This is a genomic window from Caulobacter sp. P1_B12_2, from assembly GCF_056406675.1.
Window position 1 is genome coordinate 1 of sequence record NZ_JBFTZS010000256.1, and the last position, 6,738, is coordinate 6,738.

At 69.7% G+C, this 6,738-nt stretch carries 6 protein-coding genes; 4 read left to right on the plus strand and 2 right to left on the minus strand.

Annotated features, from left to right (window positions below):
* On the minus strand, positions 1–417 hold a 417-nt coding region (locus tag AC1DZ6_RS15800), incomplete at its 3' end, for a FadR/GntR family transcriptional regulator (protein ID WP_477098110.1).
* Positions 418–673: 256 nt separating this feature from the next.
* Between AC1DZ6_RS15800 and AC1DZ6_RS15805 the strand changes: the two genes are divergently transcribed.
* On the plus strand, positions 674–1,681 hold the full coding sequence (locus AC1DZ6_RS15805; protein WP_477098111.1) for a LacI family DNA-binding transcriptional regulator: 1,008 nt from the start codon (positions 674–676) through the stop codon (positions 1,679–1,681).
* Positions 1,682–1,693: 12 nt separating this feature from the next.
* On the opposite strand, the gene AC1DZ6_RS15810 is transcribed toward AC1DZ6_RS15805, so the two are convergent.
* Positions 1,694–3,157, minus strand: coding sequence for a glycosyl hydrolase family 28 protein (locus AC1DZ6_RS15810; protein WP_477098112.1), 1,464 nt, complete (start codon positions 3,155–3,157; stop codon positions 1,694–1,696).
* A 91-nt stretch (positions 3,158–3,248) separates the two neighbouring features.
* Here AC1DZ6_RS15810 and AC1DZ6_RS15815 point away from each other — a divergent pair, with 91 nt between their 5' ends.
* The 3 genes from AC1DZ6_RS15815 to AC1DZ6_RS15825 form a co-directional block, all read left to right on the plus strand.
* Complete coding sequence (locus tag AC1DZ6_RS15815) at positions 3,249–4,109, plus strand: alpha/beta hydrolase (protein ID WP_477098113.1); 861 nt, start codon at positions 3,249–3,251, stop codon at positions 4,107–4,109.
* A gap of 200 nt (positions 4,110–4,309) precedes the next feature.
* A complete protein-coding gene (locus tag AC1DZ6_RS15820; protein ID WP_477098114.1) occupies positions 4,310–6,280 on the plus strand; it encodes a glycoside hydrolase family 97 protein in 1,971 nt (656 codons plus the stop codon).
* A 12-nt stretch (positions 6,281–6,292) separates the two neighbouring features.
* Positions 6,293–6,738 (plus strand): family 43 glycosylhydrolase (locus AC1DZ6_RS15825; RefSeq protein ID WP_477098115.1); only part of this gene is annotated, 446 nt, incomplete at its 3' end.

Here is a 6,738-nt window from a genome sequence, read left to right on the forward strand (position 1 = left end):
CGCGCGCGACGCCGCCAGTCGCGCGGCGGTCGGCGCCACGATCCGCAACAGCTCGCTCAGCTGGCGCTGGAAGTCCGGGTCGGGGCCGTCGTCCGCCTTCCAGGCCAGGACGGCCGGGTCCAGCAGGTTCCAGCAACTGGGATCCAGCACCCAGGTCCCGACGCGGGCGCGAGACGAGAGCAGTCCCTTGGCCGCCAGGGTCTTGAGCACCTCGCGCAGGACGGTGCGGGACACCCCGAACCGTTCGAGGAGCGTGGACTCCGAGGGCAGGGACTGGCCGGGGGCATGGAGTCCGCAAAGGATCTCGCCGCCCAGGGTCCGGGCGATGTCGTCCTGGGTGACGGATCCGCGGCGCGCCCAGGCCCGCGCGGGGCCCGCGCGCCGGTCCGTCGCGATGACGGCGTGCTGGATGTCCATGGCCCTGGTGCTCCGCGTCCTGTCTCGCCCCTTCGAGGCGGGAGCGATTTCGAGGTCACTCTAGGGTCGATATGTTATCGATATCAAGAACGTTCGACTCCGAGGACCATCAGACAAGGCCAGAGCGTCGCGACGGCCGGTCCGGCGATTTAGCCTAGGCGGTGGCCCGCAAATCTTGGCTAGAATGCCTCCCGACGGCCGCGCGCACGAACGCGGTTCATGGGAGACCCTCTTGAGCGGACAACGACGACCCAGCGTGACCCTTCACGACGTGGCCAAGCACGCTGGCGTGTCCTCGATGACGGTCTCGCGCGTGATCAACGATTACGCGTTCATCAGCGAGACCGCGCGCGCCAAGGTGCGCAAGTCGATCGCCGAGCTGGGTTACCGTCCCAACGCGGTGGCGCGCGCCACGCGGACGGGCGTGGTCCAGGTCGGGGTGCTGTATTCCAATCCCAACTCGTCGAACCTCAGCGCCTATCTGATGGGCGCCTTTCGCAAGGCCGGCGAGATCGGCTGCCAGCTGCTGATCGAGCCTACGGCCGCGCATCCGTCCTCGGCCAGGGCGGTGGCCAAGCTGATCGACGCGGGCGTCGGCGCCGTGGTCCYGCCGCCGCCGCTGTGCGACGACGCCAAGATCCTCAAGCTGCTGGCCGCGGCCGGCGTCGAGCCCGTCAGCTTCGCCACCGCCAAGCCGCTGCCGGGCGTCGCCTCGGTCGCGATCGACGATTTCGAGGGGGCGGCGATGATGACCCGCCACCTGATCGAACTGGGCCATGTCGACATCGCCTTCGTGCGGGGCGATCCRCTGCACTCGACCTCCCTGCGACGCGAGGAGGGCTTTCGGGCGACGATGGCGCAGGCGGGCCTGGCCGTGCCGGACGCCTATGTCGTCGACGGCGCCTTCACCTACCGCTCGGGCCTGACGGCCGCCAGCCAGGTGCTGGGTCTGCGCCGGCGTCCGTCGGCGATCTTCGCCAGCAACGACGACATGGCCGCCGCCGTCAGCGCCGTCGCCCACGGCATGGGCATCGCCGTCCCGACCGAGCTGAGCATCGCCGGCTTCGACGACACGCCGGTCGCCTCTACGATCTGGCCGCAGCTGACGACCATTCACCAGCCGATCGCCGACATGGCCGCCACCGCCGTGGATCTGGCGGCGGGGCTGGCGCGGCGCGACGCCGACGACGACCAGGCGCGCAAGCACGTCCTGGCCGAGTTGACCCTGGTCGTCCGGCAATCGACCGCCGCGCCCGCCGGCTGACACGCGCCGCGGCTAGCGGACGGTCAGTCCCGAGACGAACGGACCGATCTTCAGGCCGCCCAGGTCGCTGGGCGTCACGCGACGCCCGCCGATGACGAGGTTCTCGATCAGCACGCCGCGCACCGCCGTGGCGTCCGACAGGCCCTGGATCTGCGAGAAACTGGCCAGGCCCTCGCCGGTGAAGGTGATGTCGCGCAGGGTCACGTTCTCCACGCCTCGGCCGGGCGCGATGTTGTAGCGAGGGCTCTGGCCCGCGACGATGTTGATCAGCTTGCCCTCTTCGATGCGGTCGACGCGGATGTTGCTGAAGGTGATGTCGCGGATCCGGGTCGCGTCGCCCGAGAAGATCGCCATCGCGCCCTCCCAGGCCGGGTCGTCCTCGTCGAGATTGGCCACGTCGATGTTGTCGAACGTGACGCCCTCGATGGTGCGCGGAACGGCGTTGTCGCCGAAGTGGCCCACGTACAGGGCGTGGGCGACGTCGGTCCACAGGATGGAGTTGGTGATCCTGATGTCCCGGGTGTCGAGCGACCCGGCCCGGGGCGGGGCAGGGGCTTGGCCAGGCGCGGCCTTGCAGATCGGGCAATCGGCGACGGCGTAGACCACGACCGCGTCGTCCGAGGTGCGCAGATAGCTCCGGTCGACCCGCACATGCTGGGCGGTGGAGATGTTGATCCCGTCGGACCACTTGCCGGCGGTGAACCCGCTGATCCCGACCAGGGAGACGTTGGAGGACWCGCGGATATTGGCCACCCGCGCGGCGGGCCGGGTTTCGTCATTGGCCAGGATCAGGTCGCTCACTCGGATGTCGTGGGCGCCGTTGATCTCGATCGCCTGACCGGGATTGTAGAGCAGGCCCCGGCCCAGGATGGTCACGTCGTTCAGGCCGTCCAGGGTGAAGGCGCCCTTCAGGATCGCGCCGCCGTCCAGATAGACCGTGTCGCTCGACTTGACCGGAAAGGCCGAGGTCTTGTCCGGCGGCGTGTGAACGCCCGGTCCGAAATAGACGACGTTGGGACCGCTGGGCCTTGGCGGCGGCGGGGCGCCCGCCAGGATGTGCAGATTGTGCAGGCGGTCGTCGTCGAACTGCAGGGAGAAGCTCTGCGGCCGGCTCAGGCGAAGGCGCACGGCCGCGCCGCTTCGCTCGGGTTTCAGTCCCGCCGACAGGGGCGCGACCGACACCGCGCCGAACGCGCCGTTGTTCTTCTGGACTTCGATTTCGACCGCGCCGGTGAAGTCGAAATAGACCAGGGACGCGTCCTGTGGGCGGTCCCAGTCGACCCGGATGCGGTACTCGTAGAGGTCCTGCCACTCGCCGCCTGGCGCGCGGACCCGCACGGTGAAGTCGTCGTTGTGCCAGGCGTAGATCTGCGGGACGGGCGGGGGCGGATAGACCGCCAGGGGCGCGGCCAGACTCGACGTCCACCCGCCCAGGCCCAGGCCCAGGGCGAGCGCGATGATCCAGGCCCGGTTCATGTCTTCCATCCCAATGTTCGCACCGGCCTTGAGCGTTGATCGCTCGGCGGCGCATTGTGCGGCTGTATTGTGATAACGATAACAATCGTGCATGGCTCTGTCCAATGACGATCGAGTCGCCGACGGCGACCTGACCAGGGACTGGGAAACGATGCGCTGCCGGACACCGTCGACGATCCACGACCTGAGCGCGGGCTCGGAGAATGTCTTCGAGGGCGTCTGGCCTGACCGGGTCCTGACCCAGGTGGGCCGCGCCGAGCTGCACAGCTATGCGATCGCGGGTCCGCGCGGGCAGGCCCTGGTCTGCGCCGGCGGCGGCTACGTCAAGCTGATGCACGACCGCGAGGGCGTGGAGGTCGCGCTGTGGCTCAACGAGCTGGGCTATGACGCCCATGTGCTGGTTCACCGGCTGCCGGGAGCGTCCGATGCGGCGGGACCCTTGCCCAAGGACGTGGCGCTGATCGACGCGCTGGCGGCCGTCGAGGTCATCGGTTCGGACAAGGCGCTGGTCTTGGTGGGGCTGTCCTCGGGCGGCCATCTGGCCGGCGCGGTCGCTTGCCACCCAAAGGTCAAGGCCGCCGGACTGCTCGCGGCGTTCGCGCCCCTCAACGCCAATCACACCGCCTACAAGGCGCCGCCGGGCAAGCCCGACTACGAACCGCCCCAGAAGCAGGCCTTCTACGACGACTGGCCGATCGGCCTGGCCGAGCAGCCGCACGGCGTGCCCGCGTGTCCGGTGTTCCTGGCCTATGCGCTGCACGACAGTCCCGTGCCGATCGAGCACGCGCTGAACTTCATCCGCACGGCTCGCGACCTGGGCCTGGATCTGGACGCCCATGTGTTCGGCGCGGCGCCGCACGGGTTCGCGCTGCGCGATCGCGAGGGGACCCATTCGGCCTGGCCGCACCTGGCGGCGGCGTGGCTGGAGACCAAGATCGCCCCCGCCACCTAGGGCGTCGAGGGGACCTGGCCGGTTCCGATTGACGGTTCGGAATTCGCGATGATATCGATATCAACAGCCCGGCGCATGACGCCTGGCGACAAGGGTCACGGCCGAGCGCCGAAGACCAGCAAGGTCTGGGAGGCGTCGATGATCAGCTCGCTCTTCAAGCGCGTTTGCGCCCGTGTCATGCCTGGATCAGGAGCGCGCCGATGATCCGTCCGTCCTTCGACCGCCGTCGTTTCGTGCTGCTGGCCGCCGCCGCGACCGCGCCCCTCGGGGCGGCGAGCGCGGCGCTCGCCAAGCCGAAGGCCTCGGCCAGGCCGCTGCGCGTGGTCTCGCCCGACGGGCGGGTGCGGCTGGACCTGGACGTCCGCGACAGCGGCCCGTCCTGGAGCGTCGCCCGCGACGGCCGCCCCGTGCTTCGTCCGAGCCGGCTGGGATTGGTCCTGGCCGAAGGCGGGCAGCTCGGCCCGGGCGCGAAGGTCGTTTCCGTGTCGCATCGACGCCTGACGGGGACCTGGACGCCGACCTTCGGCGTGCGAGCCGCCTACAGCCAGGCCTGCGAGGAGATCACCGTCGATCTGCGCGACCCGAAGACGGGGATCGCCTTCGCGTTGGTGGCCAGGGCCTATGACGCCGGCTGCGCGGTCCGCTACGTCCTTCGCCAGACGCCCGGTCGAGGCGGGCTCGCCTTGGGCGGCGAGGCCACGCACTTCAATCTCGCTGCGGGCGCGCAGGTCTATTCCAGTCGGGACGAGGGCGAGTACCAGCGCTCGACGCCGGCGGGCCTGGCGCCGGTCGTCCACCCGGATCTGACGGGAAGCTCCGACGTCGGCCCGCTGGCCGACCTGCCGGTCACCGCGGTGTTGGCCAACGGAAGCGCTGCCCTGATCGCCGAGTCCGACCGTCTGCACTATCCGCGCGCCATGTTGCGTCCGGCGCGGGATCCGGCCGACGGCCTGGCCGTCTACCTGATGCGCTATCCAGGCCGGGCCACCGGCTATTCGGGACCGGGCGACACGCCACCCGCGCCGACCTTCGTGCTGGACGTCGGCCAGTCGACGCCCTGGCGCGCCCTGATCCTGGCCGACACCGTCGCCGGCCTGATCGAACGCGCCGACCTGATCCCGACCCTGGCTACGCCCAACCTGCTGGGCGACGTCAGCTGGGTGAAGCCGGGCAGGGCGGTCCGCATCCGCAAGCCCTACAACACCGAGGCCGCCCTGAAGGTCGTGGAGTTCGCGGTCGCGCGGAAGCTCGACTACGTCGAATTCGACGCCCACTGGTACGGCGACGGCACCGATCCCAGCGATGCGACGGTTCCGATCGCTGGCCTGGACATGCAGCGCATCATCGACGCCGCCCGCGCCAAGGGGATCGGCATGATCCTCTATGTCGACCGCGTGCCGGCCATGCGCCAGCGCGACGCGATCCTGGAGACCTACCAACGCTGGGGCGTGGCGGGGATCAAGTTCGGGTTCGTCTGGGAAGGCCGCCAGGCCGACAACGACTTTATCTTCGACCTGGTCAAGGCCTGCGGCGAGCACAAGCTGCTGGTCAATCTGCATGACAACCTGCGCCCAGCCGGCCTGGAGCGCACCTTGCCCAACTACGTGGCCCTGGAGGGCGTGCGCGGCAACGAGCAGTTCCCGACCGCCCGCCACAACGTCACCCTGCCGTTCACGCGCGCTGTCGCCGGGCCGATCGACTACACGATCTGCTACGCCAACCCGAAGAACCAGACGACCAACGCCCACCAACTGGCGATGGCGGTGGTCTATTATAACCCGCTGACCTTCCTCTACTGGTACGACGCGCCCGACAAATACGCCGGCCGCCCCTGGCCGGACCTGCAGTGGTTCGACGAATGCCCGACCACCTGGGACGAAACCCGGGCGCTGTCGGGGGCCGTCGGCGAGCAGGTGATGGTCGCCCGCCGGCACGGCAAGCGCTGGTTCCTGGGGGCGATGACCAATGAGACGGCCCGCACCCTGAAGGCTCCCCTGGGGTTCCTCGGGAAGGGCCGATGGACCGCCACGGTGTTCGCCGACGGGACGCCAGGGCGCGCCGCCTTCGAAACGCCCGTGGTGATCCGCAAGGTCGAGGTCACCGCCGCCAGCGTGCTTTCGCTGGCGCTCGCGCCCAGCGGCGGCCAGGCTGTCCTCTTCGAACCGCTGTAGACGAGGCGTCCCGTGCTGTTGGCCAAATCCATCCTGGGCGTGCTCGCGGCCTCGGCCCTGAGCTCAGCCGCTCTGGCCCAGTCCGGCCCGGTCGCCTTCGCGGCCGACCAGGGGGACGGGACCTATCGCAATCCCGTCCTGGCCGGCGACTATTCCGATCCGGACGTCGTCCGGGTCGGTGACGCCTACTATCTGACCGCCTCGTCGTTCACCAACGTGCCGGGCCTGCCGATCCTGAAGTCGACGGACCTGGTCAACTGGACGCTGATCGGCCACGCCTTGCCGAGGATCACGCCCGTCGCCCATCACGCCACGCCCCGGCGCGGCGGCGGCGTCTGGGCCCCGGCCATCCGCCACCGCGACGGCAAGTTCCTGATCTATTATCCCGACCCGGACTTCGGGATCTTCCTGGTCACGGCCAGCGACCCGGCCGGACCCTGGRGCGATCCGGTGCTGGT

What these genes read in the sequence shown, in the direction of transcription:
- AC1DZ6_RS15820 (WP_477098114.1), top strand. Translation starts at nt 4,310, where the DNA reads ATGATCCGTCCGTCCTTCGACCGCCGTCGTTTCGTGCTGCTGGCCGCC.
- AC1DZ6_RS15815 (WP_477098113.1), top strand. Translation starts at nt 3,249, where the DNA reads ATGGCTCTGTCCAATGACGATCGAGTCGCCGACGGCGACCTGACCAGG.